Below are 26,073 nucleotides of genomic sequence, written 5' to 3' on the forward strand. Positions count from 1 at the left end.
CCGGAATTACGGGCCGTTGACGATTGTCGGCGGGCGACGATACGCTTCCAGTGTTCGAACAGATGTTCGATTACCTCGGGTCCGGTTTCGTCGGGAGGCCGGACAGGGGTGAGCCGGACAGCTGGACGGCTCCGGTGCGGAGTTGCGGCCGCATCGGAATCCGGTGGTCCCGGCGGGCCGGGCACCGGGGTGGACCTCGACCCCCACCCCGGGCTCACCCGCCGGGCCTCGGCCCCGGCCGTCGATGAGGAGCGGTTGTTCGACCAGGAAGTGGACGTACCAAGGAGGCAATGGACCATGTGGGAGATCGACGACGCTGTCGAGGTGCACTCGGTGTTCGCGGACGGCATCGAGACCCCGGACCAGTTCCTCTGGCGTGGGCGTCTGTGGCGGGTCACCGCGCTCAGGTCCCAGTGGACCGAGACCGCCGTTTGGTGGGAGCGCGGCATCATCGGCCCAGGCTCCATCCACGACCCGCGCGCTACCCGCTCCGGCGCGACCTATGACGCCGCCGCGTCCGACGATCCCCGGCCCGGACGCGAGCTGCCGTCCGACGTGTTGCCGGCCCGGATCGACGCTGCCATGGTCGCCGAGGCCTGCTCGGCGGCGCGCAGCACCGGTCCGACCCGGATCCACCCGGCGTCGACCACCGCCGTCCACTCCAGGACCCCGGCCGGCGTGGCGGCGGCAGTCGGGGTGCTGGATGCGGATTGGGGACCGGAGCGCACGGTGTTCCGGGTTGAAGCGGGCTGCGGCCGGCATGGCCGACGTGAGTTGTTCGATCTCGCCCACGACCCGGTGTCGGGTCGTTGGCAACTGGAGAGGGTGACCGACCGATGACTGTTTCACCGGTATCGCCGGCAGCTGCCGGTGCGGCCAGCCGAGAGCTGTCCCGTGCCCGCGCCGCGCTGGCCGAGGCCACGGAGACAACCGACCACCTGATTCGCTACTCGAGCGCCCATGTGGCCGCGCTCCGGGTCGCGGCCGCGGTGCTCGCCGTTCGCGCCCGTCCGGTCCGTTCGGGCAGCCGCCGCCGGGTGCAGCGCAACGCCTGGGTGCTGCTGGCCGAGGTCGCGCCGGAGTTCGGCGAGTGGGCGACGTTCTTCGCCGCCGGCGCCGCCCAGCGTGCGGCCGCCGAGGCTGGTCTGGAGCGCGCCGTCACGACCCGCGAGGCCGATGACCTGGTTCGCGCGGTCGACACCTTCTACGGCCAGGTGGAGGCCAGCCTGCGACTGTCCACGACGCCGGTGCTCACCGCCACCACCGACCCGCAGTCCGTCCTGACCCAACCCTGGATGCAAGCCAGCTGATCGACCTGACGCTGATGCCCTGAAGAGGCCTGAAGAGCCACTGAGGAGATCCCGACCGTGAACGAACAGCCGAGAGGCCTGGGCAAGGACCTGTGCGGTCGTGTGCACGCCCACACCGGCGCCGAGTGCTACCTGCCTGACACCCACTACCCGCGACCCCACCACTCCTTGACCGATGAGACCTGGCATGACGGCTTGTGCACCCAGTGCGCCGGATCCGGCCTCCAGGCCGACGCGCTCTGCCCGGCCTGCAACGGCACCGCGTTCGAGCCGCTGACGCTTCCGGAGACCTACCAGCCTGGCTGACTGGCACCAGGAGGGAACTAAGGTCAGCCACGTGAGTGACCTTCCTGTTCTGGATGCCGAGGATCAGCGGGTGCTGGGGAGCTTGCTGGAGAAGCAGGCGACGGTGCCGGCGTCGTACCCGCTCACCGCCAACGCGCTGCGGACCGCCTGCAATCAGACCAGCAACCGGGATCCGGTTGTCGACTACGACCAGGGGACCGTGGAGCGGGTCGCGCGGTCGCTGCGAGACCGCGAGCTGCTGCGGATCGTCTGGGTCGACACCGGCCGTCGGACGCTGAAGTATCACCAGATCCTCGACGAGAAGCTCGGGCTCGAGCCGGATGAGCGTGCGCTGATCACGGTGTTGCTCCTGCGCGGCGCGCAGGCGCCTGGCGAGCTGCGGACGCGGACCGAGCGGCTGCACAAGTTCGACGATCGGACCGACGTCGAGGCGTGCCTGCGGCGGATGGCCGCACGTCCTGAGCCGCTCGTGCGCGAGCTGGAGCGCCGCGCGGGTCAGCACGACCGTCGGTGGATCCATCTCCTCGGCCCGGTGCCCGAAGAGGAAGTGGTTGCCGCTGTCGAGTCCGTCGACCGCGACGCGGTCATCGCCGACGGCACCGAGGCGCGTGACGACCGGGTGCGCTCGTCGTACGACGCGGTGGCGACGGCGTACGCGGATGAGCTGCTGGATGAGCTCGACGGGTTGCCGTTCGAGCGGTGGCTGCTCGACCGGGTCGTTGCCCACGTCAACGGTCGCCCGGTGGTCGAGGTCGGCTCGGGGCCTGGTCACATCACGGCGTACCTGGCCGAGCAGGGAGCGGATGCCACCGGCGTCGACCTCTCGCCGGAGATGGTCGCCGAGGCGCAGCGGCGCTTCCCGGACCAGACCTTCGAGGTCGGCGACCTCCGCCGGCTGGGTCGTCCGCCGACCAGCTCAGGTTGGGCCGCCGTCCTCGCCTGGTACTCGCTGATCCACCTGGCCGCGTCGGAACTGCCGGACGCGATCGCGGCGCTGACTCGTCCGCTCGATCCGGGCGGTTGGCTGGTCATCGCCTTGCATGCCGGCGCCGAGGTTCGTCATGTCGAGGAGTTCCTCGGCCACGAGGTCAACCTGGACTACGTCCTCTACGACCCGAACCAGGTCGTCAACGTCGTCGAGACTGCCGGTCTCACCGACGTCGAGTGGTACCTGCGGGGGCCGATCGCCGCCCGCGACGAAACCACCCGCCGGCTGTACGTCGTTGCGCGCCGACCGTCCTGAACGCTCGGTGCGTGACCCGGGCACGGGCCTGCAGGTCGGGGTGGAAGTAGGGTGTGGCGCGGCAGCGCTGATGGGGGCTGATGGGGGACTGGCTGGAGGGTTGATGGTGGATCGGCGACGGCGGAGCGTGCGTACGGCGTTGGTGGGCGAGGTGTTGCGCGTTGCGTTGGCAGGCCGCAGCCGGACCGATCCGGCCGGCGGGCTGGACATCGTCGACCTCGGCGGCGGCACCGGCGGGTTCGCGGTTCCGCTGGCGGTCGAAGGGCATCGCGTCACGGTCGTCGATCCGAGTCCGGATGCGCTGGCATCGCTGGAGCGACGGGCCAGCGACGAAGGCGTCAGCAAGCTGGTCCGTGGAGTGCAGGGTGACGCCGCGGAGCTCCCCGGATTGGCGGGGGAGTCGAGCGCGGACGCCGTACTGTGCCACGGCGTCCTCGAGGTCGTAGACGACCCGGTGCAGGCGCTGCAGGCGATGGCGTCGGTACTGCGGGAGGGCGGCGTACTGAGTCTGCTTGTTGCCCAGCGCAACGCCGTCGTACTGGCTCGGGCGCTCGCCGGTCATCTGGCGGAGGCGCGGATCGCGCTGCAAGACCCGGACGGGCGCTGGGGTGCGACCGATCCGATGCCGCGGCGGTTCGACGAGGCCGGGATCACGGCGCAGTTGGCCGATGCCGGGTTCATGGTGCACACGGTGCACGGGGTACGAACGTTCGCCGACCTGGTGCCGGCCGCGTTCGTCGACTCCGAGCCGGGCGCCGCGGACTCGCTGGCCGAGCTCGAGCGGGCCGCCAGCCAGCACCCGGCGTTCCGTGCGCTGGCGACGCAGCTGCACATTCTCGCGACGCGCTGAGCTGTTTCGCGGCCGTTCCTGCCCGCGCGGAATGCGACGGAGGGTGACGATCGGGCTACCTGAGGCACGGTCAGGCGGTGATCGCTGTGAACCGGCTGTGAGCGACACGCCGGAATACATGGGTTTGGGACCTGTTCTGCCTGGGCAGTTGCCGGACCGTGACGCGCTGGACAGCCGGTCAGGGTTTCGTGTCAGCCACGCGCGGCCTAGACTGAAGGCGGCCTATCGAGATCGCGCTCATCATGGAGGGATCGACGGTGCCCCTCTCGGAAGAAGAGCAGCGCCAGTTCGAGCAGCTCGAACGCGCCCTCGCTGCGGAAGACCCGAAGTTCGTTTCCGCCATGCGGGGAACCAATGTGCGCTTGTACTACAAGCGGCGGGCAGTGCTTGCCGGCGTTGGATTTGTGCTGGGCATCGCGGTGCTGATGACCGGTGCGATCATCCCCAACACCATCATCGGAGTCATCGGCTTCGTGATGATGGTCGCGTGCCTGTACATCGCGGCGCTGAGCATGAAGCGGATCAGCAACGCGGGGGAGTCCGACGACATCCCACCGCCGCCGCCGACCAAACGCCACCGGACCAAGCACGACTCCTCCGGCAGCTTCATGGAACGCATGGAAGACCGCTGGCGCCGCCGCCGCGACGAGGACCTCTAACCCAATTCTTTCCCACCACACCCGTGCCCCCGCGGCACGGGTGTGGTGGTTTTTGTATCCCTGAGCCCGCACGCCGCACACGCACGCCGAAGGCGCTGACGCGCCGCGCCCCAGCGCGGGGTGAAGAACGTGCGCCGTGCCGGCGCTCCGCACCGGCAACCGATCCCGCCTGGGGTGCGTGAGGGGCTGGGTCACGCACCCCGGGGGTCAGTTGGTGTGGGGGCGTTTGGGGAGGACCAGCGAGCGTAGGCGGGCGAGGAGGAGGTCGAACTCGTCGAGCAAGTCCGAAGCTTCCGTGCTGCCTCGGCTCAGGTACCAGCGCCACGACGGCGGCAGGAAGCGGGCTCGCCAGCGGCGGCGGCGTGGGGCTTGGGTCCACAGCGCCTTGCGGACGGCGGATGCCTCGGGCCGGAGGTCCAGGTCGGGGTCGGCGTCGCCGGCGTACCGGAGGGCTTCGATCCCGCGCGCCAGCTTGCGGGCCGCCAGGTGGGTTTCGTCGGGGAGTTTGGAGAGCAACCACTGGCCGGTCTGCCGCGGGGTGGAGATCTCGGACCAGTCCAGCCCCAGATCTCGCGCGGTGTCGCGGATCTCCGCCCACAACCCCTCGGCGCCTGCCCGTCCGGGCGGTCTCAGGAACCGTCGCCGCCGGGTCGCCGCGCGGATCATCCACGGGATGCACAGCAGCAGGCCGACGCCGAGAATCCCGGCGATCACCTGTCCACCGCCGTTGGTGAACCAGTTGCCGGAGTCAACGATCCCGACGGAGCTCTGGTCCGGCAGGTTCGGGTCGTGCCGCGGCTTGTCGATCCCCGGGGTCTCGCCGGCGCCCGGAGTGCTCGGCACGCTGGTCGGCGCGGTCGTCGGGCTGGTCGGGTCGCCGGTCGCGGGGACGGTCCAGTTCGGCGTGGTCGAGACCCGGGCGGACGGCGTCGGCTCGAACCGGACCCAGCCGATGCCCTGGAAGTACAGCTCCGGCCACGCGTGCATGTCGTGCATCCGGACGGTGAACTCGCCGTCCTTGCCGGCCGTACCGGGCAGGAAGCCGATCCCGACCCGGGACGGGATCCCGATGATCCGCGCCATCAGCGCCATCCCGGTCGCGAACTGCTCGCAGTACCCGGTCTTGTTCTTCAGCAGGAAGTCCTCGAGCGCGGACATCCCGCTGCCCTTGGCGTTCGCGGTGCTGTAGGTGAAGTCGCCGCTGCGGAACCAGTTCTGGATCAGCACCGCGGCCTCGAACTTGTTGTCGCCGGCCGGAGCGACGACCTCGAACGTCTTCTGCTTGATGTCGTTCGGCGTCCGCTGTGGCACGGTCCCGGTGTACTGGTCCGGGTCGCTCGTGGTGATCGAGTCGTGCAAGTCCTGCGGCGTCGGCTGCAGGTCGTACGACGTCAGCTTGTACTTCTTGCCCGCGACGATCGACCCGTTCGACGAGACCACGTCCAGCGCTTCCGCGTCGTACTGCCAGTCCCGCTTCAGCGAGATCGAGTGCAACGGGTACGGAACCGGGGCGAACTGCGAGCGGAACGTCCGGGTGACGTCGATCTCCATGCTGGTCTGCGGGACCTTGGAGAGGTCACCGGTGTAGCCGGGCGGCGCGGTCAGGTCACCGGTGATCTTGTGCGGTGAGTCGCGCTGCGAGATCCGCCAGGTGTTGCCGTCGAACAGATCGAGCGCGGTCAGCCGCAGATACGTGCCGCCGGGGGGACCGCCCTTGTACGTGAGTGCGACGACGTTGTCGCCGCGCTTGAGGTTCTTGCCCATGTCGAGCATCGGGTCGGTCGACGAGATCGACGCCCCGAGCCCGTTGCCGGTGCCGCCGCCGGCCAGACCGTTGCCGACCACACCCTCCGGCAGCGCAGGTAGCAAGGCGGGCAGCAGTGCAGCGATCGCGACCACGGTCAGCCCGATCCGGCGACCGGCCTGGCCGAGCGCCGACGCTTCGACGGGCTCGGCCGCGTCGAGGTGCGAGACGCCCGAGATCCGGCGGCCCCAGCGGCTGAGCCGGCTGCGGCCTTCCGCGGAGAGCAGGACGATGTAGCCGATCGCCGGCGGGATGAACAGCAACGCCGGCAGCCCGCCGTGCACGGTCGCGGCCGGCACCGTGTACATGATCAGCAGCAGCAGGCCCGACCACGCGGCCTGCCGCAGCTGTACGGCGATGATGTGGATCAGCAGCCCGGTCGCGGTGATCACCGAAACCGCGAACAGGGTCAGATGCGAGTCCTGCGGCAGCGGCGCGCTGAACCGGTTGATCGAGTCCATCGCGTCGACCATCTGCGAGTTGAACTCGAGCGCGGTCGCCTTCCACGGGATCAGCCCGAACTTCATCGTCCCGTGCAGGAAGAACAGCGACAGCAGCTCCACCAGCACGAGCAGCTGAACGATCGGTACGACGATCCGCGGGGTCCGCAGGTTCTGCAGCAGGACCCCGATCCCCGTCACCACCGCGCACAGGAACGCGCTGATGAACAGGAACGGCCCGGAGAACACCGGCGTCAGCACGAGCGACCCGAGCACGGTCGCTCCCCAGGCAGCGATAGAGATCCTTGCGTGACCGGTCATCGGGCCTCCCGCCCTGGACTGAGGAGCGGAGCGACGAGGGAAGGGCGGGAGTCACAGCCCGGTGACCCGCCGCGCCGGAGGCGTGGCATCAAGAGAGTCATGCGATCCGTCCGCTCCGTAGTCCGAGGCCGGACCACACGGTGGGGAGGTGGTCGCCGCGGCGGACTCTGGCTACTCGCCAGCCGTTGCGGCGTAGTTCGTTCTCGGTTGCGTCTGTGGCGGCGGTCAGCCGGGCTGCCTTCTCGGTCGCCTCGGCGCCGACCGCCCAGCTGGCCGCGTCCAGCAGCAGGGCGACTCCGGTCGCCTGGCTGGTCCGCCAGCGGTTCAGGGCGATGACGTCATCGGTGCTACAGGCGCCCAGGATCGCGATCACCAGGCTCGGCTCCTGCGCGTGCCGATCGACGGTCAGCAGCGGACCGAGCTCGGCGTACTTGTGCTCCTCGACGGTCGCGCACTCGGTCAGCAGCTGCTGCTGGGTGAGCGGCTGGTGCACCGACGCGGACGTCCGGTGGGTGATCGCGTTCAGCGTGGTCGGTCCGCCGAGCATCGTGGTGACATACCCGCGCCGGATCCGGTCGATCCCGGCCGACGCGGCCGCGCTGACCGCCCACTCCAGGCTGGACGACGGACCGTGCCCGTGGTGCGAGATCGTCCGCGCGTCCAGGAACAACGCACACCGGCTCTGCCAGGGCTGCTCCTCACGGCGGACCATCAGCTCACCGCGGCGAGCAGTCGAGCGCCAGTGCACCCGGCGCAGGTCGTCGCCGTCGCGGTACTCGCGGACCGTCGCGTCCTCTTCACCAGCAGCGGCGATCGCCCGGGGCCGGTTCTCGCCCGAGCCGGCCCGGTCCGCGCCGAGACGGATCTCAGGCAGCCGGTACACCCGCGGCGTGACCAGCAGATGCTGGCTGCGCGTGAACGTCCGGCTGGTCTCCACCAGCCCGAACGGGTCGGCCACGGTCAGCATCAACGGCCCGACCTGGAACAGCCCACGTACGTCGGACTTGACCGGATAGGTGACCGTACGACGCCAGTTCGGACTCACGCGGTCGACGACGAACCGCGGCCGGTGACCCAGTACATAAGGAATGCGGTCCTCGAGCAGCAGCAGCCCCGCGGGCATCCGGCCCTGGTTGCTCAGGGTCAGCTCCACGGTCGCCTGCGTCCCGACCGGGACCTGGTCCGGCGCGAGGCTGCGCCGTACCTGCAGTCGCAGTCGGGTCCGGCCGACGACGAGGGCGGCGACGACCGGCAGCGCGGCCAGCAGGATGCCGACGCGCAGCAGGTCCTTCTGGCCGAGGAGCAGCGCGCAGAGCGATGCGGTGAGACCGGCCGCGACGAACGCCCGCCCCCTGGTGGTCAGTCCGCGCAGTGCCTGCCGCATGTCTCAGTCCCGGCGGGTGCGGGGGAGGGCCACGCTGGACACCAACCCGGAGATGATGTCGGCTGCACCGCGCCCACCGAGATGCGCCTCAGCCGCTGGGAGCACCCGGTGCGCGAGGACCGGCACCGCGAGCTCCTGGATGTCGTCCGGCAGTACGAACTCGCGTGCGTCGAGCGCTGCCGCCGCACGCGCCGCCCGGATCAGGTGCAGCGTCGACCGCGGGCTGGCGCCGAGCCGCAGCTCCTGCGACCGCCGGGTCGCGCCGACCAGGGCGACGGCGTACTCCTTCACACCTTCGGACACGTGCACGGACTGCACCGTCTTCACCAGCCGGAGGATCTGCTGGCCGTCGGTGACCGGCTGCAGGCTCAACAGCGGGTCGTCGGCCGCGTGCCCGTCGAGCATCCGCAGCTCGGCGGCCGGCTCCGGGTAGCCCATCGATACGCGGGCCATGAACCGGTCGCGCTGTGCCTCGGGGAGCGGGTAGGTGCCTTCCATCTCGATCGGGTTCTGCGTCGCGATCACCATGAACGGCGCGTCCAGGTGGTACGTCGTGGTGTCGACGGTGACCTGGCGCTCCTCCATCGACTCCAGCAGCGCGGCCTGGGTCTTCGGCGAGGCACGGTTGATCTCGTCGCCGACGACGATGTTCGCGAACACCGCGCCGGGCTTGAACTCGAAGTCGCGGATCTCCTGGTTGAAGACGGAGACGCCGGTGATGTCCGACGGCAGCAGGTCCGGCGTGAACTGGATCCGGCGCACGGTGCAGTCGATCGACTTCGCCAGCGCCTTCGCCAGCATCGTCTTGCCGACGCCCGGCACGTCCTCGATCAGCAGATGTCCCTCGGCCAGCAGAACGGTGATGGCGACCTCGACCACGTCGGGTTTGCCCTCGATCACCTGCTCCATGGCCCGGCGGACGCGGCCCGCCACCTCGGACAGCTCGTCGAAGTCCCCGGCTCCTGCCAGCGGCGAGCTGGTCGCGGTGGTGCTCACTCTGTGTCCTCCCCATTCGTTGACTGCCGACACATTCTCACCCGCTGTAGGGGTCGGGCCTAGTGCGGCGGGGGTTTCGTTACCTGGCGTTTCGGTGTTCATCGGCGCACGCCCTCACGGGGTCGGAGTCGTCCCTCCAAGCGTACGGGCGGGAAAAGCGTGCGTGCGCCGTACGACGTTCCGAGTCCGCAGAAGGTTCACGACGAACCGCGGCGGACGGTTCATCAATTTCCCGGTGGAGCGAAGTGGAGGAAGGAAGTGGAGCGATGGGGAGGGCCAGACGGTTGAGTCGGCAGCGACACGCGGGAAAGCAGGCGTGGATTCACGCGGCGCGGGGGCGGAATGGGGCGGAAGTTGGTTGACGGTGGTGGAAAGTGGAGTAAGGTGGAGCGCAGTGGAACTGAAGTGGTGGAAACACTCGCCTGAGTCGGAGAGTCCGCAACGGGGAGGTGGAGCGTGTTCCTCGGAACTCACTTCCCCAAGCTCGACGACAAGGGACGGCTGTTCCTGCCGGCGAAGTTCCGCGACGAGCTGGCCGACGGTCTGGTGATCACGCGTGGGCAGGAGCGATCGCTGTCCGTGTGGCCGGAGCGTGAGTTCGTCCAGCTGACCGAGCAGTTGAAGCAGGCTCCGATCACCAACAAGGGTGCCCGGGACTACCTACGGATGTTGTTCGCCGGCGCCTCCAACGAGATGCCGGACAAGCAGGGCCGGGTCACCATCCCACCGATGTTGCGTGATTACGCGTCACTGGATCGCGACTGCGTCGTCATCGGGGCGATGAACCGGGTGGAGATCTGGAACACGGAGAACTGGAACCGGTACTCCGCGGAGCAGGAGCAGGCGTTCGCCGACCTCTCCGAGGAAGTGCTGCCAGGCATCTTCTAGAGGCACAGCTGAACAGAGTGCGAGGACACACCGACCGTCCGGTGAGATCACGGGTCCGACTTCCGACCTGCAGTGTTGGCGTCACTTCCCCGGCGCCAAGGCCATCAGGTACTTCCCCGGGAGGCGTACCCGCGATCTGACCGGACGGTGCTGTCTACGTACCACACAAGACCTGCGGGGGCAGGGTCGCTCCCGCAGGGGCAGGGCAGTGACGGGAAGGGTCGAGATGAACGCTGCGGAGCGGCATGTGCCGGTGATGCTGGAGCGCGTGGTCGCGCTGCTGGCGCCGGCACTCGCGCGTCCCGGCGCGGTCGTCGTCGACGCCACCCTCGGCCTCGGCGGTCATTCCGAGGCGTTCCTGCGGCAGTTCCCCGACGTACGGCTGATCGGCTTCGACCGGGACCCGGCCGCGCTGGAGCTGGCCGGCGAGCGACTCGCGCCGTACGAGGACCGGATCACGCTCGTGCACGCGGTGTACGACGAGTTGCCGCGGGCGCTCGCGGATCTCGGCATACCGGCGATCGACGGGATCCTGTTCGACCTCGGCGTCTCGTCGATGCAGCTGGACGAGGCCGACCGTGGGTTCGCGTACGCGCAGGACGCGCCGCTGGACATGCGGATGGACTCGACCGGCCCGACCACCGCGGCCGACATCGTCAACACCTACAGCGCGGCCGACCTGGCCCGGATCCTGTTCCAGTACGGCGAGGAGAAGTTCGCCCGCCGGATCGCGGACCGGATCGTGCGGGAGCGGGAGACCGAGCCGTTCACGAACAGCGCGCGGCTGTCCGAGCTGGTCCGGAACGCGATCCCGCAGGCGGCCCGGCGTACCGGAGGACATCCGGCGAAGCGGACGTTCCAGGCGCTGCGGATCGAGGTGAACGGCGAGCTCGACGTACTGCGTCGTGCGCTGCCGGCCGCGCTGCAGGCGCTGGCGTTGCACGGGCGGATCGTGGTGATGAGCTACCACTCGCTCGAGGACCGGATCACCAAGCAAGCGTTCGCGGCCGGCACGAAGACCGACGTACCGGACGACCTGCCGGTGATCCCGGCCGGACATGAGCCGTATCTGAAACTGCTGACCCGCGGTGCCGAGCGACCGACCGAGGAAGAGGTCGCCGCGAACCCGCGCGCGGCGTCCGCCCGGGTGCGGGCGGCGACACGAATCCGGGAGAAGGGACTGGTGGCCTGATGAGCACTGTCTTCAGCCCGCAGAAGGCGCGGGTGACGCCGGTCCCCAGCACTGCGAAGAAGCGCACCGAGCCGCGGCTGCGGGTGGTGTACGGCGCGCCGTTCCGGCCGCCGCGGATGCCGTTCGTCATCTTCGTGGTTTCGCTGCTGGCCGCAGGGCTGGTCGGTCTGCTGCTGCTGAACACGCAGCTGCAGAGCGGGACGTTCGAGGTCACCAAGCTGAGCGCCCAGGCGGATCAGCTGCGCGACCAGCAGGAGCTGCTGGAGAAGCAGGTCCGCACGCTGGAGTCGCCGCAGAACCTGTCCGACCGCGCGCTGCGGATGGGCATGGTGCCGAACCCGAACCCGGTGTTCCTGCGGCTGTCCGACGGGCGGGTGCTCGGTGTGCCGGCCGAGGGCAAGGCCGGGACGGGTACGGCGATGTTCGGTCCGGGTACGCCGACCGGCACTGCCACCAAGCCGCCCGCGGTGAAGCCGACGACGAAGTCGCCGGTGAAGCCGACCACGCCGGTGAAGCCGACGGCCGGCACCACCAAGCCTCCGACGGGCACCACCAAGCCTCCGACGGGTACGACGAAGCCGCCGACCGGGACGACGAAGCCGCCGGTCACGACGAAGAAGCCTGCTACGACCACACGGGGATGATCGGATGACGGATCGACGGGGAAACGAGCCGCCACGCAAACGTGGTGCCACACCGGGCCGGGAGAACCCACCCCGCAAGGCTCAACCCCGTCGTCCGTCCGCTACAGACAGTCCCCGCTCCACTCCACCACGCCCCGAATCCACCCGCGAAAGACTCCTCCGCCAAGCCCAGGAGGAGAGCGGCGCTCCACGCCGGCCCTCGAGTGGTGAGGGAGAACGGCGACGCCGCCCAGCCCCGGAGAGCGCCGGGCGAGCAGCCCCGCGCAAGAAGGCGGCCGCGGGCCGGCCGGTGCCGCGCCGTCGACCGGACGGCGCGGAGCGGAAGGCCCCGGCGAAGAAAGCGCCGGCCAAGAAGGCGGCAGTAAAGAAGAGTGCTGCCAAGAAGCGGCCGCCGCAGAATCGGCCGCAGCCTCGGCCCAAGCGGCGGAAGGTGCGGAAGGCGCCTCGGATGTTGCGGTTGGGGCGGCCGGCGGTGCGGTTGCGGGTTACGTTCGGGGTGATGGCGTTTGTGTTGTCGCTGTTCGCCGGGCGGCTCGTGTTGCTGCAGGGGGTGGACCCGGACAGCTACGCGCAGGCGGCGACCCGGGAGAACACGAAGCCGTTCATCCTGCACGCGACCCGCGGCGCGATCACCGACCGCAACGGCGTCGAGCTCGCGGTCTCCGAGGACGCGGTAGCGATCACCGCGGACCCGACACAGACCAAGCCCGTCGCGCAGCAGCTCGCCTCGATCCTCGCGCCGAAGGTCACCGGTACGACGTACGGCAAGCTGATCTCCGCGATGACCGGCAAGGGCCGCTTCGCCTACCTCGCGCACCACGTCCCGCCGACGACGTGGAGCGCGATCCAGGCCGAGATCAAGACCGCGAACGCGACCATCTCCCAGCAGAACAAGGGCAGACCGCAGGACCAGGCAGCACCGCTGCTGGCCGGCCTGTACACCGAGGACGACCCGATCCGCAGCCACCCGAACGGCAGCATCGCCGCGAGCGTGGTCGGCGTGACCGGTGCCGACGGCAAGGGCCTGTCCGGACTCGAGTACGGCCTGAACGACAAGCTGTCCGGCCACGACGGCCGGGCGATGTACGAGGTCGACACCAAGGGCAACAAGATCCCGAACGCGAACCACACGGTCGAGGAGCCCAAGCCCGGTGTCGGCATACAGCTGACCCTGGACACCGATCTGCAGTTCTTCGCGGAGAAGCGGATCGAACAGGCGGTCAAGCAGTACAAGGCCAGTGCCGGGACGGTGATCACGATGGACGTGAAGTCCGGCGAGATCCTCGCGATGGCCAACTACCCCTCGTTCGACCCGAACCAGCCGGTGACGAAGACCACCAACCTGAGCAACCCCGCCCTGGAGCGCTCCTACGAACCCGGCAGCGTGCAGAAGGTGGTCACGATGGCCGCGCTCGCCGACGCCGGGCTGATCACGCCGGACTCCAAGCTCGTCGTTCCCGGCAGCATCGACGTGCAGCGCCGGACCATCAAGGACCACTGGGACCACGGGACCCTGCACCTGACCGCGGCCGGCGTGATCGCGAAGTCGTCCAACGTGGGCACGATCCTCGCGGCCCGGCAGATGCAGATCCCGCAGTTCGTGAAATACCTGCACGACTTCGGCTTCAGCGAGCCGACCGGCCTGAACTTCCCCGGCGAGACCAACGGCCGGATGCCGGCGGGCGACGAGTGGCCCGAGATCAGCCGGTCGAACATCGCCTTCGGCCAGGGCCTCGCCGTGAACGCCGTGCAGGAGGCGGCGGCGGTGAACGCGGTCGCCAACGGCGGCATCTACGTCCCGCCGAAGCTCGTCCGCGACTACGTCGACGCGAACGGCACGACGATTCCGAACCAGACCGCGGCGCCACGGCGGGTGGTCAGCGAGCAGGCGGCCAAGATCGTCACGACGATGATGGAGGCCGTGACGTCGAAGAAGGGCGGCACCGCACCGCAGGCCGCGATCGACGGTTACCTGGTCGCAGGCAAGACCGGCACGGCGCAGCAGGTCGTCCCGGGCACCGGCAAGTACGGCAGGTGGGCGACTTCTTTTGCCGGATTTGCCCCGGCAGACAACCCACGGTTCATGACGTACGTCGTACTGCACGATCCCGTCGGTGCGCGGGGTGGTGGCTTCCAGGGAGGACCGGTGTTCCGGGACGTGATGAGTTACGCGCTGCAGAAGTACGTCGTGCCGCCATCGGGGGCGCAGCAGCCGAGCATTCCGCTGACTTGGTGACGCAGGGTCAGGTAGGAGTCACAGGGTCCGGAGCGGTAGCCTCAGGGCCCGTGTCCACCCCTACCGCCGCAGGCGGCGCGGTCGCAGCGATCAGGCCACGGCACGTCGTGCCGGTCAGCCTCGCCGACCTCGCGAGCGTCGCCCACACACAGCTGCCGGCAGAGTCGCCGGCAGCGGTTACCGGCGTCACCCTCGACTCGCGTTCCGTCCTTCCCGGCGACCTGTACGCCGCTCTGCCCGGTGCGGTCACGCATGGTGCGGAGTATGTCGCGAAAGCCCAGCAGGCCGGCGCCATCGCCGTACTCACCGACCCCACCGGAGCTGACCGGGCCGCTGCGACCGGACTGCCGGTGCTGGTTGTCGACAACCCGCGCAGCGTCCTCGGCGCGGTCGCGTCCCGTGTCTACGGCGAGCCGACCAGTGAGCTGCGGCTGCTCGGGGTGACAGGGACGAACGGCAAGACCACGACCAGCTTCCTGCTGGACGCCGTACTGCGGGGGCTCGGTCCGGCAGCGTTGATCGGGACGATTCAAACGCGTGTCGGCGACGAGGTCGTGAAGAGTGTCCGGACCACGCCGGAGGCCACCGACCTGCAGGCGCTGTTCGCGGTGATGCGGGAGCGGGCGGTCGAGTGGTGCGCGATGGAGGTGTCGAGCCACGCGCTGGCCTTGGGGCGCGTCGACGGTGCTCGATTCGCGGTCGCGGGGTTCACCAACCTCACGCAGGACCATCTGGACTTCCACAAGACGTTCGAGGAGTACTTCCAGGCGAAGGCCTCGTTGTTCACCCCGGAGCGGTGTGATGTAGCTGTGGTGACCATCGACGACGAGTACGGACGCAGGCTGGCGGCACAGACCGTCGTACCGCTGGTCACTGTGTCGACCAAGGGCGACGCCGACTGGACCGTGGCCAACCGGCATCAGTCCGAGCACGGCACGACTGTGTTCGACGCGACAGGGCCGGACGAGACGCTGACGCTGGAGATCGCGCTTCCGGGCGGGTTCAACATCGCCAACGCACTGCTGGCGACCGTGATGCTGCGCCAGGCCGGCGTACCCGCCGACGCGATCGCGGCCGGTCTTCGGACGGCGGCCGTGCCCGGGCGGATGGAGCTGTTCACCCGCGAGGACGGCCTGGCCGTGATCGTCGACTACGCACACACCCCGGACGCGGTCGAGCTGGCGCTGCAGGCGGCGCGTGGCGCGACCAAGGGCCGGCTGTTCGCAGTCGTCGGCTGTGGCGGTGACCGCGACCCGTGGAAGCGGCCGGCGATGGGCGCCGCGGCCGCCCGGACCGCGGACGTGGTGATCGTGACCGACGACAACCCGCGCAGCGAGGACCCGGCGGCGATCCGCGCCGCGGCCGTGCAAGGTGCGCGGGAGGCGCTTCCGGCCGTCGACCTGCACGAGATCGGCGACCGCCGGCAGGCCATCGCGTCCGCGATCGACCTGGCCGGCCCGGGCGACACCGTCGTCGTACTCGGGAAGGGCCATGAGACCGGCCAGGACGTCGGCGGTGTGATCCACCCGTTCGACGACCGCGAAACCGTGCGTGACCTGTTGGAGGCAGACCGGTGATCCCTGTCAGTTGCGGCGAGATCGCCGACGCCGTCCGCGGCGAGCTCGTGGGCGTCGAGCCCGCGGCCGTCGTCGACGGCTCGGTGGTGATCGATTCGCGAGCCGCCGAACCGGGTGGGCTGTTCGTCGCCCTGCCCGGTGAGCGCGTCGACGGGCACGACTACGTCGGTACGGCGACCGCGGCAGGCGTCACCGCCTCGCTGACCACCCGGCCGATCGAGGGGAGCCCGTGCATCGTCGTCGACGACCCGCAGCGCGCCCTCGGCGATCTGGCCCGGTTTGTCGTCGGCAAGCTGCCGGACCTGACCGTGATCGCCCTCACCGGTTCGTCCGGCAAGACCAGCACCAAGGACCTGATCGCCCAGGTCATCCGTCCGTACGGCGAGACCGTGTCGCCCGAGGGATCGTTCAACAACGAGCTCGGGCATCCGCTCACCGCGCTGCAGGCGACCGCGACGACGAAGTACCTCATCGCCGAGATGGGAACGCGGCACCAGGGCGACCTCACCTACCTGACCGGGATCACCCCGCCGGACATCGGCCTGGTGCTGAACGTCGGCACCTCGCACATCGGCGAGTTCGGATCGCAGGACAACATCGCGCTCGCCAAGGGCGAGCTGATCGAGGCGGTGCCGGCGGACGGCATCGCGATCCTGAACGCCGACGACCACCGGGTCGCCGCGATGCGGAGCCGGACGCTGGCCCGCGTGCTGACGTTCGGCGAGGCGGCCGAGGCCGACATCCGCGCGGAGGGCGTCAAGCTCGACGCGGAAGGACGTCCCGCGTTCGCCCTGCATCTCGGCGACTTCAGCGGCGACGTGCAGCTGCAGTTCATCGGCGAGCACTACGTGTCGAACGCGCTGGCCGCCGCGGCGGTCGGGTCGGCGATCGGCCTGACGCCGGAGCAGATCACCCACGGCCTGAACGCCGCCACCCGGGTGTCGGCCGCGCGGATGGAGCTGACCGAGCGGGCCGACGGTGTGACGATCATCAACGACGCGTTCAACGCCAACCCCGACTCGACCCGCGCGGCGCTGAAGTCGCTGGTCGCCATCGGCCGGTCGCGGGACGCGCGGACCTGGGCGGTGCTCGGCGAGATGCTCGAGCTCGGCGACACCTCGGCCGACGAGCACGACGCGATCGGGCGGCTCGTCGTACGGCTGGACGTGAACCGGCTGGTCGTGGTCGGCGAGGGCGCGAAACCGATCCATCTCGGCGCCTCGCTGGAAGGCTCGTGGGGCAACGAGTCCGTGTTCGTCGACACGATCCCGGAAGCGCTCGAACTGCTCAGGTCCGAGCTGCGCGCGGGAGACGTCGTACTGGTGAAGTCCTCTAAGGGCTCGAAACTGCGCAGCCTCGCTGAGGCATTGCTGGAGGACCTGCAGTGATCTCGATCCTGTTCGGCGGCGCCGTCGCGATGGTGCTGACGCTGATCGGCACCCGCTGGGCGATCGCCCTGCTGTCGAAGCGCGGTTACGGTCAGGAGATCCGCGACGACGGCCCGACCTCGCACCACACCAAGCGCGGTACGCCGACGATGGGCGGCACCGTGTTCATCCTGGCCACGATCGTCGGGTACTTCGCGGCGAAGGTCTTCACGATGACCGCTCCGACCGCATCCGCCCTGCTCGTGCTGTTCCTGATGGCCGGAATGGGCGCGGTCGGCTTCCTCGACGACTTCATCAAGATCTTCCGGCAGCGCAGCCTCGGCCTGCGCAGCAAGGCGAAACTCGCCGGCCAGACAATGGTCGCGGTGATCTTCGCGGTGCTGGCGCTGCAGTTCCCGGACGACCGTGGGCAGAAGCCGGCCTCGCCGTTCATCTCGTTCATCCGCGACATCGGCTGGCTGGAGCTGCCGGCCATCCTGGTGATCATCTGGATCCTGCTGCTGATCGCGGGCATGTCGAACGGCGTCAACCTCGCCGACGGCCTGGACGGGCTCGCGACGGGCGCGTCGATGATGGTGTTCGGCGCCTACACGCTGATCTGCATCTGGCAGTTCAACCAGAGCTGCGCGACCGCGCAGGGCGTCGGCGCCAAGTGCTACGAGGTCCGAGATCCGCATGACCTGGCTGTGGTCGCGGCCTGTCTGACCGGCGCGCTGTTCGGGTTCCTGTGGTGGAACGCGTCGCCGGCCAAGATCTTCATGGGTGACACCGGTTCGCTGTCGCTCGGCGGTGCGCTGGCAGGTCTTGCGGTGATGACCCGGACCGAGCTGCTCGTGCTGCTGCTCGGCGGTCTGTTCGTCATCATCACCGCCTCGGTCATCCTGCAGGTCGGCTACTTCAAGGTGACAAAACGTACGGCGGGAGTCGGGAAACGACTCTTCCGAATGGCGCCGCTGCAGCATCACTTCGAGATGCTCGGCTGGGAGCAGGTCAACGTCGTGATCCGGTTCTGGATCATCCAAGGCCTGTGTGTGGTGATCGGTCTCGGGGTCTTCTACGCGGAATGGGTGACCGGATGAGTCTCGAGACACGGACCGACGACGGTTGGGCGACGACACGGTTCGTCGTGCTCGGCTTCGGTACTGCGGGCTACGCCTGCGCCGACTCCCTGATCCAGGCCGGCGCCGAGCACCTCGTCGTACTCGACGATCGCGACAACGAGGCGCTGCGTGAGAAGGCAGTGATCCTGGAGACGCTCGGTGCGACGATCACGCTCGGCCCGGGCAGTACGGCGGAGCTGCCGAAGGACGTCGACGTCGTCGTCACGTCTCCCGGCGTACCGCCGCACGCGCCGTTGCTCGCGCAGGCCGCCGAGCGCGACGTACCGATCTGGAGCGAGATCGAGCTGGCCTGGCGACTGCGCGACCCGGCCAACGCCGCACCGTGGTTGTGCCTCACCGGCACCAACGGCAAGACCACGACCGTCCAGATGCTGACCGCGATGTTGCGGGCCGCCGGTCTCCGGACCGTTGCCGCGGGCAACGTCGGGCTGCCGCTGCTCGAGGCCGTGATGGACCCCGAGCCGTACGACGTGATCGCGGTCGAGCTGTCCAGCCAGCAGTTGCACTACACGTATTCGATGTCGGCACACTCGGCCGCCGTCCTGAATGTCGCATCGGATCACGTCGACTGGCACGGCTCGCTCGACGCGTACGCCAAGGCCAAGGGCCGCATCTACGAGAACTGCCAGATCGCGTGCGTCTACAACGTCGCGGACAAGGCGACCGAGCAGCTGGTGATGGACGCGGACGTGATCGAGGGCTGCCGCGCGATCGGCTTCACCCTCGGTACGCCGGGACTGTCGATGGTCGGGATCGTCGACGACCTGCTGGTCGACCGGGCGTTCATCGAGCAGCGGGCGACGTCCGCACTGGAGCTGGCGATGATCTCCGATGTCACGCCGGCCGCACCGCACAACATCGCGAACGCGCTGGCCGCGGCCGCGCTGGCGCGGGCGTTCGGCGTACCGGCGACCGCGGTCCGCGACGGGCTGCGCGGGTTCCGGCCGGACAAGCACCGGATCGCGCAGGTCGCAGAGGTTGCCGGGGTCAACTATGTCGACGACTCGAAGGCGACCAACCCGCATGCCGCGCAGGCCTCGCTGCTCGCGTACGAGCACGTGGTGTGGATCGCCGGCGGCCAGGCCAAGGGTGCGACGTTCGACGAGCTCGTGATCGCGGCCCGCGAGCGGTTGCGGGCCGTCGTGCTGATGGGCCAGGACAAGCAGGTGATCGCCGAAGCACTCGAGCGACACGCACCAGATGTCCCGAGGATCGTCGTCGAGGCAACAGACACTGGAGCTATGCAGATCGTGGTGGGGGAGGCGGCGAAGCTCGCACAGGTGGGTGACACCGTGCTGCTCGCGCCCGGCTGCGCATCCTGGGACATGTTCGCCAACTACGGAGCCCGTGGGGACGCCTTCACCGAAGCCGTACGCGCGCTCGGTAACTGATCCGGAGGTGATCGCGTGACCTCGATCGCGGATCAGCCCGAGGGCAGGAAGAACGCTGAACGGCCCTGGGTCGCGGCGATCCGGGACGTGCTCGACCGGCCGCTGACGTCGTACCACATCGTGCTCGGCGCGACCGGCCTGCTGCTGGTGCTCGGGCTGATGATGGTGCTGTCGGCATCGAGTGTGCTGTCGCTGCGGGTCAACGGGAACAGCTACACGATCTTCGTCCGGCAACTGATCTGGGTCGTGGTCGGCCTGCCGATGGCCTACGTCGCCTCGCGGATGACACCACGGCACTTCCGCATGCTCGCGTACGTCGCGCTGCTCGGCTCGATCTTCCTGCTCGTGCTGACCTACATCCCCGGCCTCGGCGTCGGCGTGAACGGCAACACCAACTGGCTGAACCTCGGCGGACCGCTGCAGATCCAGCCGAGCGAGTTCGCCAAGCTGGCAATGGTGATGTGGTGTGCGGATCTCTATGCGCGCAAGGAGAAACTGCTCACCCAGTGGAAGCATCTGCTGGTCCCGATGGTGCCGGTCTGCGGTCTGGTGATCGCGCTGGTGGTCGGGCAGCACGACCTCGGTACGGCGCTGGTACTGATGGCCGTGATGATCGGCATGATCTGGATCGTCGGCGCACCGACCCGCCTGTTCGTCGCGACGATCGTCGTGGTCGGCGCGGTCGCGACGTACTTCGTCAACGCGGAGAAGTACCGGATGCAGCGGGTCACGTCATTCCTGGACCCGTTCTCGGACCCGATGGGTGTCGGCTGGCAGGCGTACCACTCGTTCTACGCGCTCTCCACCGGCGGTTGGTGGGGCGTCGGCATCGGCAACAGCCGGCAGAAGTGGAGCAACCTGCCGGAGGCGCACACCGACTTCATCTTCTCGGTGATCGGCGAGGAGCTCGGCCTGGTCGGGTCGCTCACCGTGCTTGCTCTGTTCCTCACGCTGGCGTACGCCGGAGTGCGGATCGCGACCCGGAACACCGAGCCGTTCGTCCGCTATGCGGCGGCGGGGATCACCATCTGGATCATGGCCCAGACGCTCGTCAACCTGGGCGCCGTGATCGGACTGCTACCCATCGTGGGTATCCCGCTCCCGCTTTTGTCGTACGGTGGTTCCGCACTGCTGCCGACGCTGATCGCGATCGGCATGCTGCTGTCCTTCGCGAAGGCCGAGCCCGGCGCGCAGGCCGCCCTGAAAGAGACCCGGCGGCCACGGTTCGGGTGGCTGCCTTCGCGGCGTACGCCGCAACACAAGTGAACCCGCGGGAGCGTTGAAAGCTGTGCCCAGCATCGTTCTGGCCGGCGGCGGTAGCGCCGGCCACACCTCACCCCTGATCGCCACCGCCGACGCGCTGCGCCGGATCGACCCGACCGTCGAGATCCTCGCCCTCGGCACCGAGCGCGGCCTCGAGACCCGGGTGGTGCCGGAGGCCGGCTACCGGCTGGAGCTGATCCCGCCGGTGCCGCTGCCCCGCAAGCCCACGCCGGCGCTGCTCGCCGTACCGGGGAAGATGCTGGCCTCGGTCAGCGCGGCCCGGCGGGTGCTCGACGAGGCGAAGGCCGACGTCCTGGTCGGGTTCGGCGGTTACGTGTCCACCCCGGCGTACGTCGCCGCCTGGCGGCGGAAGACGCCGATCGTCGTGCACGAGGGCAACGCGGTGCCTGGGATCGCGAACAAGTTCGCCGCCCGCTACTGCACGCAGCACGTGAAGACGTCGTTCCCCGGCAGCGAGCTGCCGCACGCCGAGTACGTCGGGCTGCCGATCCGGCGCGCGATCTCGACGCTCGACCGGGCCGCGCTGCGGGCCGAGGCCCGGCAGTTCTTCGGCCTCGACCCGGATGCGCCGACGCTGTTCGTCACCGGCGGGTCGCAGGGTGCGCGGCAGATCAACGAGGCCGTCTCCGGCGCCGCGGCCGACCTGCAGGCGGCAGGTATCCAGGTCCTGCACGCGATCGGCCCGAAGAACAGCCTCGAAGTACCGCAGACCGGCCGCTATCCGTACGTCGTCCTGAACTACGTCGACCGGATGGACCTGGCGTACGCCGCGGCCGACCTGGTCGTCTGCCGGTCCGGGGCGAACACCGTGACCGAGGTCTCCGGCGTCGGACTGCCCGCGATCTACGTTCCGCTGCCGATCGGTAACGGTGAGCAGCGGCTGAACGCCAAGCCCGTGGTGGACGTGGGCGGAGGTGTGCTGATCGACAACGCGCAGATGACCGCGGACTGGGTCCGGGCGAATGTCCCGCAACTTCTGCACGACCGCGAGCGTCTGACAGCCATGTCCACAGCTGCGACCGGTGTGATCCGGACGGATGCCGACGAGCGATTGGCGCGAATCATCCTGGATGTGGTGAGGTCTGCGTCGTGATCGTCACCGCACCTGACACGCTGCTGCCGGCCGAGAAGCTGGGCAGAGTGCACTTCGTAGGAATCGGCGGCGCCGGCATGTCCGGTATCGCCCGGATCATGGCCTCCCGCGGGATCGAGGTGTCCGGGTCCGACGCCAAGGACGGCAAGGTGCTCGCCGCGCTCCGGGCCCTCGGCGCGACCTGCTGGGTCGGTCACGCCGCCGAGCACGTGAAGGACGTCGACACGGTGGTGGTGTCGACCGCGATCCGTGAGACCAACCCCGAGGTGGTCGCCGCCCGCGAGGCCGGGATCCCGATCCTGCCGCGGGCCGCCGCGCTCGCCTCGGTGATGGTCGGCCGCCGTACGCTCGCGGTCGCCGGCACGCACGGCAAGACGACCACGACGTCGATGCTCACGGTCGCGCTGCAGCACTGCGGCGCGGACCCGTCGTACGCGATCGGCGGCAACCTGAACGAGTCCGGGTCGAACGCCCACGACGGCAGCGGCGACCTGTTCGTCGCCGAGGCGGACGAGTCCGACAAGTCGTTCCTGACCTACTCGCCCGAGGTGTCGATCGTCACCTCGGTCGAGCCGGACCACCTGGACAACTACGGCGACGAGGCCAGCTACCGCAAGGCGTTCGAGGAGTTCTGCGACCGCGTGCTGCCCGAGGGCTTCATGGTGATCTGCCAGGACGACGCCGGCGCCCGGCGGCTGGCGGAGTACGCGCGCGACCGCGGCATCGACGTACGGACGTACGGCGAGTCCGAGAACGCGGATCTGCATGTCACCGAGATCACGGCGAACGGCGCGACGCAGTCGTTCGTGCCGGTGTACCGCGGGCGAAGGCTGCCGATGGTGCAGCTGCAGCAGGCGGGCAAGCACAACGCGCTGAACGCGGCGGCAGCACTGACGGTCGGGCTCGGGCTCGGTTTCTCCGCGGCCGATCTGGCCGAAGGGCTGGCGGCGTTCACCGGCACCGGCCGGCGGTTCGAGTTCAAGGGGCTCGAGGACGGCGTGCGGGTGTTCGACTCGTACGCGCACCACCCGACCGAGCTGGCCGTCGACCTGACCGCGGCACGCACGGTGGCGGGGGAGGGGCGCGTGATCGCGTGCTTCCAGCCGCACCTGTTCAGCCGCACACGGATCTTCGCCAAGGAGTTCTCCGAGTCGCTGGCGCTGGCCGACGAGGTCGTGGTGATGGACGTGTTCGCGGCCCGCGAGGACCCGGAGCCGGGGATCACCGGCGCGCTGATCGCCAACCACGTGCCGCTGAAGCCGGACCAGGTCCGGTTCGAGCCGTCCTGGTCCGCCGTACCGCAGCTGGTCGCGGACCTGGCAGAGCCGGGTGACCTGGTGGTGACGCTGGGCGCGGGCGACGTGACCCTGATCGGCCCGGAAGTCGTTGGTCTGCTGGCCGAACGCGCCGCCGAGCGCGAATCGGCCCGCGAGCCTGCGGCCGAGGCGCTCACACCTGTGGTGGAGTAAAAGGGTGGGGTTTGTTGAATGAGCCAGAGCGTTGATCTGGCTCGGGCACAGCAGCGGTTCGCGCGCCGGCAGCGGCTGGTGCGCCGGCGGAGTTGGCTGCCCTGGGCGATCGGCGGCGGACTCGTCGTCGTGGCCGGGCTGATCGTCTGGTTGTTCTACTTCTCCTCCGCGCTCGCGGTCTCGGGTGTCCGGATCAGCGGCGCCGACACGGTGCCGCTGGCAACGATCGAGCAGACTGCGGCCGTGCCGATCCGCACCCCGCTGGCGAAGGTCGACCTGCGGTCGATCGCCGACCGGGTGCGGACGATCCCGGCGGTCGCGGACGCGCAGGTGACCCGCGCCTGGCCGAACAAGATCGTGATCGTCGTCACCGAACGGGTTCCGGTGGTGGTCGTCACCGACGGCTCGCGGTTCGAGCTGGTCGACGCGACCGGCACGTCGTATCGCACGGTGCCGAACCGTCCGGCCGGACTGCCGGAGGCGAAGGTGACCGGCGTACGGCGCGACGTCACGGTCCACTCGGTGGTGACGGTTTCGGCCGCACTGCCGGACAGCCTGCGGGCACAGGTGGGCACGATCTCGGCAGCGTCGCCGGACTCGATCACGCTCAACCTCAGCTCGGGTGTGAAGGTCGTTTGGGGTAGTTCCGATGACAGTGAGCGCAAGGCCGGGGTACTGAGCGTGCTGATGAAGCGGCAGGCGAAGGTGTACGACGTCTCCGCGCCCGATCTCCCTGTCACCAAAGGGGAAAAGCGGTGACGAGTCACATCCGGCTCATGCGCGGCGAGGCGCGTGGACTTTGGCCGGAAGCGTCCCGTACCGTGCGTCGTAATCTAAAGTTGACATAAGTCTAAGCATTCACTTGAGGTTCAGTCTTTTCGCTGGACAACGGGAAACGAACGAGGCGAGAGGCGCGGACGTGGCGGCACCGCAGAACTACCTGGCACTCATCAAGGTCGTTGGTATCGGCGGGGGCGGCGTGAACGCCGTCAACCGGATGATCGAGCACGGTCTGAAGGGCGTTGAGTTCATCGCGATCAACACCGACGCGCAAGCGCTGTTGATGAGCGACGCGGACGTCAAGCTCGACATCGGCCGCGAGGAGACCCGCGGGCTGGGCGCCGGCGCGAACCCGGCGATCGGGCAGAAGGCCGCCGAGGACCACGCCGAGGAGATCGAGGAGGCGCTCAAGGGCGCCGACATGGTCTTCGTCACTGCCGGCGAGGGTGGTGGCACCGGCACCGGCGGCGCGCCCGTCGTGGCCCGGATCGCCCGCTCGCTGGGCGCGTTGACCATAGGTGTCGTCACGCGGCCGTTCTCCTTCGAAGGAAAGCGGCGCGCGACCCAGGCCGAGGACGGCATTGCCACCCTCCGCGAAGAAGTCGACACGCTGATCGTCATTCCGAACGACCGGCTGCTCACGATCTCCGACCGCGCCGTGTCCGTGCTGGACGCGTTCAAGCAGGCCGACCAGGTGCTGCTGCAGGGTGTCTCCGGCATCACCGACCTGATCACCACGCCCGGTCTGATCAACGTCGACTTCGCCGACGTCAAGGCAGTCATGTCGAACGCCGGCTCGGCGCTGATGGGTATCGGCTCGTCCCGCGGCGAGGACCGTGCGGTCGCGGCCGCCGAGGCAGCCATCTCGTCTCCGTTGCTTGAGGCAAGTATCGAGGGTGCGCACGGCGTCCTGCTCTCGATCGCCGGCGGGTCCGACCTGGGCCTGTTCGAGATCAACGAGGCGGCCCAACTGGTGTCGGAGTCCGCGCACTCCGACGCGAACATCATCTTCGGCGCGGTCATCGACGACGCCCTCGGCGACGAGGTGCGCGTCACGGTGATCGCGGCCGGCTTCGACGGCGGCATGCCCAAGCGCCGCGAGCAGGCGATGAACCAGGCCCGCCCGCAGTCCTCCCGTCCGCAGAGCTACTCGGCCCCGATGTCGGGCGGCTCGACGCCGGGCCAGCAGTTCGGCCAGGGACAGGCGCCGGGTCAGCAGTCCGGCCAGCCTGGCGGTCAGCAGCCCGGCCAATCCGGGACCGGCTCACCGGCCGGCGGTCAGTTCACCGGCGGGCAGCAGGGACAGACCCCCGGCGCGACCGGGCAGCCGGCCCAGCCGATGTCCAACGGCCAGCAGTCCGCGCCCACGCAGGCGGCGCCGGGCCAGCAGCCGGCTTCGAACCAGGCGGCGCCTTCGTCCGCCCCGCAGCCGACTCCGACCGACGACACGGTCCCGGTGCCCGCACCGACCGAGCCGCGCAACGGCGTAGGTACGACGAACTCCGCCCGTCCGCAGCCGGGTGACCCGGTCCGCACCGTCCAGCAGGGCCAGTCCGCACCGCACACCCCGGCGTCGCCGACCGCGCCGTCCACCCAGCACTCCTGGCCGACCCACGGCCCGAGCTCTTCATCAGGCAGCCAGTCCGGCCAGCCGGCACAGTCCAGCACGCCGAAGCCGAAGAAGCCGGAGCCCGAGG

21 protein-coding genes and 1 pseudogene are annotated in these 26,073 nt (G+C 69.4%); 19 read left to right on the forward strand and 3 right to left on the reverse strand.

Going from position 1 to position 26,073, the window contains the following annotated elements; genetic code table 11:
• Window positions 1–189: 189 nt before the first annotated feature.
• The 6 genes from OHA10_RS26520 to OHA10_RS26545 all read left to right on the forward strand — a co-directional run bounded on the left by OHA10_RS26520 (window position 190) and on the right by OHA10_RS26545 (window position 4,368).
• Entirely contained in the window at window positions 190–840 is a 651-nt protein-coding gene (locus OHA10_RS26520; RefSeq protein WP_371401474.1) for a DUF6504 family protein, read from the forward strand.
• On the forward strand, window positions 837–1,310 hold the full coding sequence (locus OHA10_RS26525; protein ID WP_137254521.1) for an SAV_6107 family HEPN domain-containing protein: 474 nt from the start codon (window positions 837–839) through the stop codon (window positions 1,308–1,310). The genes OHA10_RS26520 and OHA10_RS26525 overlap by 4 nt, the downstream gene beginning before the upstream one ends.
• A gap of 57 nt (window positions 1,311–1,367) precedes the next feature.
• Window positions 1,368–1,616: a hypothetical protein gene (locus OHA10_RS26530; RefSeq protein ID WP_371401475.1), complete on the forward strand. Its 249-nt coding sequence runs from the start codon at window positions 1,368–1,370 to the stop codon at window positions 1,614–1,616.
• Window positions 1,617–1,647: 31 nt separating this feature from the next.
• Window positions 1,648–2,859 (forward strand): DUF480 domain-containing protein, encoded by a 1,212-nt coding sequence (locus tag OHA10_RS26535; protein ID WP_371401476.1) that lies wholly within the window; start codon window positions 1,648–1,650, stop codon window positions 2,857–2,859.
• A gap of 103 nt (window positions 2,860–2,962) precedes the next feature.
• Window positions 2,963–3,709 (forward strand): methyltransferase domain-containing protein, encoded by a 747-nt coding sequence (locus OHA10_RS26540; protein ID WP_371401477.1) that lies wholly within the window; start codon window positions 2,963–2,965, stop codon window positions 3,707–3,709.
• Window positions 3,710–3,951: 242 nt separating this feature from the next.
• Window positions 3,952–4,368, forward strand: coding sequence for a DUF3040 domain-containing protein (locus OHA10_RS26545; protein WP_233714712.1), 417 nt, complete (start codon window positions 3,952–3,954; stop codon window positions 4,366–4,368).
• Window positions 4,369–4,575: 207 nt separating this feature from the next.
• Here the strand turns inward: OHA10_RS26545 and OHA10_RS26550 are convergent, their stop codons facing one another.
• The 3 genes from OHA10_RS26550 to OHA10_RS26560 all read right to left on the reverse strand — a co-directional run bounded on the left by OHA10_RS26550 (window position 4,576) and on the right by OHA10_RS26560 (window position 9,226).
• Window positions 4,576–6,933: a transglutaminaseTgpA domain-containing protein gene (locus OHA10_RS26550; RefSeq protein ID WP_371401478.1), complete on the reverse strand. Its 2,358-nt coding sequence runs from the start codon at window positions 6,931–6,933 to the stop codon at window positions 4,576–4,578.
• 97 nt (window positions 6,934–7,030) lie between these two features.
• Window positions 7,031–8,317, reverse strand: a complete 1,287-nt coding sequence (locus OHA10_RS26555) for a DUF58 domain-containing protein (protein ID WP_371401479.1) — start codon at window positions 8,315–8,317, stop codon at window positions 7,031–7,033.
• A 3-nt stretch (window positions 8,318–8,320) separates the two neighbouring features.
• Window positions 8,321–9,226: a MoxR family ATPase gene (locus OHA10_RS26560; protein WP_233714799.1), complete on the reverse strand. Its 906-nt coding sequence runs from the start codon at window positions 9,224–9,226 to the stop codon at window positions 8,321–8,323.
• Window positions 9,227–9,769: 543 nt separating this feature from the next.
• Between OHA10_RS26560 and mraZ the strand changes: the two genes are divergently transcribed.
• The 13 genes and pseudogenes from mraZ to ftsZ all read left to right on the forward strand — a co-directional run.
• Window positions 9,770–10,201, forward strand: coding sequence for a division/cell wall cluster transcriptional repressor MraZ (mraZ, locus tag OHA10_RS26565; protein WP_130446673.1), 432 nt, complete (start codon window positions 9,770–9,772; stop codon window positions 10,199–10,201).
• A 226-nt stretch (window positions 10,202–10,427) separates the two neighbouring features.
• A complete protein-coding gene (gene rsmH / locus OHA10_RS26570; RefSeq protein ID WP_371401480.1) occupies window positions 10,428–11,393 on the forward strand; it encodes a 16S rRNA (cytosine(1402)-N(4))-methyltransferase RsmH in 966 nt (321 codons plus the stop codon).
• Window positions 11,393–12,037, forward strand: a complete 645-nt coding sequence (locus OHA10_RS26575; RefSeq protein WP_371401481.1) for a hypothetical protein — start codon at window positions 11,393–11,395, stop codon at window positions 12,035–12,037. Before rsmH ends, OHA10_RS26575 begins: the two co-directional genes overlap by 1 nt.
• A 499-nt stretch (window positions 12,038–12,536) precedes the next feature.
• Window positions 12,537–14,273, forward strand: a complete 1,737-nt coding sequence (locus OHA10_RS26580; RefSeq protein WP_371401482.1) for a peptidoglycan D,D-transpeptidase FtsI family protein — start codon at window positions 12,537–12,539, stop codon at window positions 14,271–14,273.
• A 50-nt stretch (window positions 14,274–14,323) separates the two neighbouring features.
• Window positions 14,324–15,850, forward strand: coding sequence for a UDP-N-acetylmuramoyl-L-alanyl-D-glutamate--2,6-diaminopimelate ligase (locus OHA10_RS26585; protein ID WP_371401483.1), 1,527 nt, complete (start codon window positions 14,324–14,326; stop codon window positions 15,848–15,850).
• Window positions 15,847–17,238 carry a UDP-N-acetylmuramoyl-tripeptide--D-alanyl-D-alanine ligase gene (gene murF, locus OHA10_RS26590; protein ID WP_371401484.1) on the forward strand — a complete coding sequence of 464 codons (1,392 nt, stop codon included), beginning with the start codon at window positions 15,847–15,849 and terminating at the stop codon, window positions 17,236–17,238. Before OHA10_RS26585 ends, murF begins: the two co-directional genes overlap by 4 nt.
• On the forward strand, window positions 17,235–18,317 hold the full coding sequence (gene mraY / locus OHA10_RS26595) for a phospho-N-acetylmuramoyl-pentapeptide-transferase (protein ID WP_137254530.1): 1,083 nt from the start codon (window positions 17,235–17,237) through the stop codon (window positions 18,315–18,317). Before murF ends, mraY begins: the two co-directional genes overlap by 4 nt.
• A complete protein-coding gene (murD, locus tag OHA10_RS26600; protein ID WP_371401485.1) occupies window positions 18,314–19,750 on the forward strand; it encodes a UDP-N-acetylmuramoyl-L-alanine--D-glutamate ligase in 1,437 nt (478 codons plus the stop codon). The genes mraY and murD overlap by 4 nt, the downstream gene beginning before the upstream one ends.
• Window positions 19,751–19,765: 15 nt before the next feature.
• Window positions 19,766–21,016, forward strand: a complete 1,251-nt coding sequence (gene ftsW, locus OHA10_RS26605; RefSeq protein WP_371401486.1) for a putative lipid II flippase FtsW — start codon at window positions 19,766–19,768, stop codon at window positions 21,014–21,016.
• A 22-nt stretch (window positions 21,017–21,038) separates the two neighbouring features.
• Window positions 21,039–22,127, forward strand: coding sequence for an undecaprenyldiphospho-muramoylpentapeptide beta-N-acetylglucosaminyltransferase (gene murG / locus OHA10_RS26610; RefSeq protein WP_371401487.1), 1,089 nt, complete (start codon window positions 21,039–21,041; stop codon window positions 22,125–22,127).
• Window positions 22,124–23,596 carry a UDP-N-acetylmuramate--L-alanine ligase gene (gene murC, locus OHA10_RS26615; protein WP_371401488.1) on the forward strand — a complete coding sequence of 491 codons (1,473 nt, stop codon included), beginning with the start codon at window positions 22,124–22,126 and terminating at the stop codon, window positions 23,594–23,596. Before murG ends, murC begins: the two co-directional genes overlap by 4 nt.
• Before the next feature lie 18 nt (window positions 23,597–23,614).
• Window positions 23,615–24,355 carry a cell division protein FtsQ/DivIB gene (locus OHA10_RS26620; protein WP_371401489.1) on the forward strand — a complete coding sequence of 247 codons (741 nt, stop codon included), beginning with the start codon at window positions 23,615–23,617 and terminating at the stop codon, window positions 24,353–24,355.
• A 160-nt stretch (window positions 24,356–24,515) separates the two neighbouring features.
• A pseudogene (ftsZ, locus tag OHA10_RS26625) lies at window positions 24,516–25,769 on the forward strand (cell division protein FtsZ); the annotation flags it as partial.
• Window positions 25,770–26,073: the final 304 nt, after the last annotated feature.

It is taken from the genome of Kribbella sp. NBC_00662, from assembly GCF_041430295.1.
Lineage (GTDB): Bacteria > Actinomycetota > Actinomycetes > Propionibacteriales > Kribbellaceae > Kribbella.

Bases quoted from the DNA above. Each gene is read 5' to 3' on its own strand.
- OHA10_RS26525 (WP_137254521.1), top strand. From the start codon at position 837: ATGACTGTTTCACCGGTATCGCCGGCAGCTGCCGGTGCGGCCAGCCGA.
- OHA10_RS26540 (WP_371401477.1), top strand. From the start codon at position 2,963: ATGGTGGATCGGCGACGGCGGAGCGTGCGTACGGCGTTGGTGGGCGAG.
- OHA10_RS26545 (WP_233714712.1), top strand. From the start codon at position 3,952: ATGGAGGGATCGACGGTGCCCCTCTCGGAAGAAGAGCAGCGCCAGTTC.
- OHA10_RS26550 (WP_371401478.1), bottom strand. From the start codon at position 6,933: ATGACCGGTCACGCAAGGATCTCTATCGCTGCCTGGGGAGCGACCGTG.
- OHA10_RS26555 (WP_371401479.1), bottom strand. From the start codon at position 8,317: ATGCGGCAGGCACTGCGCGGACTGACCACCAGGGGGCGGGCGTTCGTC.
- OHA10_RS26560 (WP_233714799.1), bottom strand. From the start codon at position 9,226: ATGGAGCAGGTGATCGAGGGCAAACCCGACGTGGTCGAGGTCGCCATC.
- rsmH (WP_371401480.1), top strand. From the start codon at position 10,428: ATGAACGCTGCGGAGCGGCATGTGCCGGTGATGCTGGAGCGCGTGGTC.
- OHA10_RS26575 (WP_371401481.1), top strand. From the start codon at position 11,393: ATGAGCACTGTCTTCAGCCCGCAGAAGGCGCGGGTGACGCCGGTCCCC.
- OHA10_RS26580 (WP_371401482.1), top strand. From the start codon at position 12,537: ATGGCGTTTGTGTTGTCGCTGTTCGCCGGGCGGCTCGTGTTGCTGCAG.
- murD (WP_371401485.1), top strand. From the start codon at position 18,314: ATGAGTCTCGAGACACGGACCGACGACGGTTGGGCGACGACACGGTTC.
- OHA10_RS26620 (WP_371401489.1), top strand. From the start codon at position 23,615: ATGAGCCAGAGCGTTGATCTGGCTCGGGCACAGCAGCGGTTCGCGCGC.